This is a genomic window from Neobacillus drentensis (assembly GCF_036962765.1).
Classification (GTDB): domain Bacteria; phylum Bacillota; class Bacilli; order Bacillales; family Cytobacillaceae; genus Neobacillus; species Neobacillus drentensis_C.
In genome coordinates this window covers 1-1,936 of record NZ_JBALOS010000428.1, presented here as the reverse complement: position 1 = coordinate 1,936, position 1,936 = coordinate 1, and the positions used below count along the sequence as shown (strand labels likewise).

Here is a 1,936-nt window from a genome sequence, read left to right as displayed (position 1 = left end):
ATATTGCTCTACTTCATGATTGTAGCGTTTCCCCTCACACTTTGGGCACACAACATTTTTCGTCGTACCGCGTCCTTTACAATCAGGACACCAGCCTAATGCATTATTAAATGAAAAAACTTCAGGTGATAGATTAAATTTTTCAGCTAAATTCTCGCGAATCTCTTTAAAAACGCCCGTATGTGTACCAATAGTGGAACGTGGATTGGAAGAAATCGATGATTTTCCGAGAAAAAGGACTAAAGGCATATCTTCCATCTGAATGGCACTGAAATTGGTTTCCATGACATTGGCAAATAAATACTGATATTCAGCTTTTGGTAATAAAGAAACGAGACGCTTCTTGGATTCTTCACCAATGGTTTGACAAAAAGTAGTTTTCCCAGATCCAGACAAACCAGCAATTCCTAACGATTTATCTTCATCCAGCGAGGCATCTAATTTGTTTATATTATTGGCAATTAATTGATTTATTTTCATCGTTATTTCCTCTGGATTCTCTAAATTTACTCATTTCATATTACCATAACTACGAATGACCTACTAAATACAAATGCAAAAAGCTCGTCCCAAAAAAGTGAACGAGATTTTTGCATTTGTATTCCCCTATCTTGAGTTTCGTCTCAAGTAACCTTTTTTATAACATCTGCAAGCGAATCTTTCTTTATATTAAAACCACAATCTTAAATTATAATCATATTCAGAGATATCTGCCTTATCTTGCTCTTCTTTTTTGGGGTTACACTCTTCACAAGGTTCTTCCAACTGGTTATGTTTACATTGTTCTAATAAAAGTTCCATGCTTGATTTCCCCTCTCCTATATCTTACTTCCTATTTTAATGGAAGCGTTTCCATTTGTCTTGTGGTTTTTACTGGAAAATCAGAAAAGTGCGTCTCCGCAAATAGTAGGAACGCACTCCAATGTTTAATAAAGTTTAAAGGGTATCACATTTTTTCAGGAATTCCCCTGACACTCTTATAAACTCCTCTGGCTCCTCCACATACGGCATATGGGCACTGTGTTCATAGACATGGAACAAAGAACCTGGTGTCAAACTGCTGAAAAACTGTGTTGAATCCGGTGTAGCTTCATCAAACCGACCGCACGTAAATAGAGTCTGACAGGTAATTTCCTTTAAACGTGATGTGCAATCAAATGTTTTAAGATTGCCGAGCACCGTAAATTCAGAAGGTCCCCACATGATATTGTAAACTTCAGGATTTCTATTTTGTGACCCTTGCTTTAACCATTCTGGATAGGGGTCCAAACGGCAAACGAAATTTTTGTTAAATTCTGTTGTTGCTTGTTTATACTCATCTGAGTCAGTTGTCCCAGTTTCTTCGCATCTTTTGATCGTTTCCTGAATTTCTTGAGGCAACTTTTCAAGGTTGCGTCTTTGATCTCGTTCCCATAACGGAGCACTTAAGCACGGACTAGAAAAAATTACACTTTTCACCCCGTTTGGTTTGGTCAAGCAATAGGCTGCTGCAAGAGTTGTGCCCCAAGAATGGCCAAGAATATGAACTTCTTCAAGGTTGAGGGCATGTCTTAATTGAGTCAATTCCTCAACAAATCTATCAATTCTCCAAAGTGACGTATCTGTAGGCCGATCTGATTTCCCACACCCTAATTGATCATAAAAGACAACGGGACGGTCCTCTGCTAGAGCCTGTAAGCCTTGGAGCGAATAGCATGACGATCCGGGTCCACCATGCAGTATAATCACCGGAGTACCCTCCGCATGTTTATTAAAAAGTTGATACCATACCCTTCCTCCAGTTACATCAATGTATCCCTCTTCATTCATATCCATTTCCCCTTTTTGAATGTTTCATTAACTAGATTCGACATCATCATCAAAAAACCCTGTTTACATATTCGAAGGAATTTAAAAGATTAAAACAGAAGTTAACATATATATATTATAAAAAAAT

Annotated in this window: 2 protein-coding genes and 1 pseudogene; all 3 read right to left on the bottom strand. The window is 37.8% G+C overall.

The genetic code is table 11. The annotated features are described in order from the left end of the window. Positions 1-480 (bottom strand): annotated as a pseudogene (locus V7137_RS30375) (excinuclease ABC subunit UvrA); the annotation flags it as partial. A gap of 189 nt (positions 481-669) precedes the next feature. Further along, positions 670-801, bottom strand: coding sequence for a hypothetical protein (locus tag V7137_RS30370; RefSeq protein ID WP_335701513.1), 132 nt, complete (start codon positions 799-801; stop codon positions 670-672). 135 nt (positions 802-936) lie between these two features. Continuing rightward, positions 937-1,809 carry a proline iminopeptidase-family hydrolase gene (locus V7137_RS30365; RefSeq protein WP_420490204.1) on the bottom strand — a complete coding sequence of 291 codons (873 nt, stop codon included), beginning with the start codon at positions 1,807-1,809 and terminating at the stop codon, positions 937-939. Positions 1,810-1,936 lie beyond the last annotated feature (127 nt).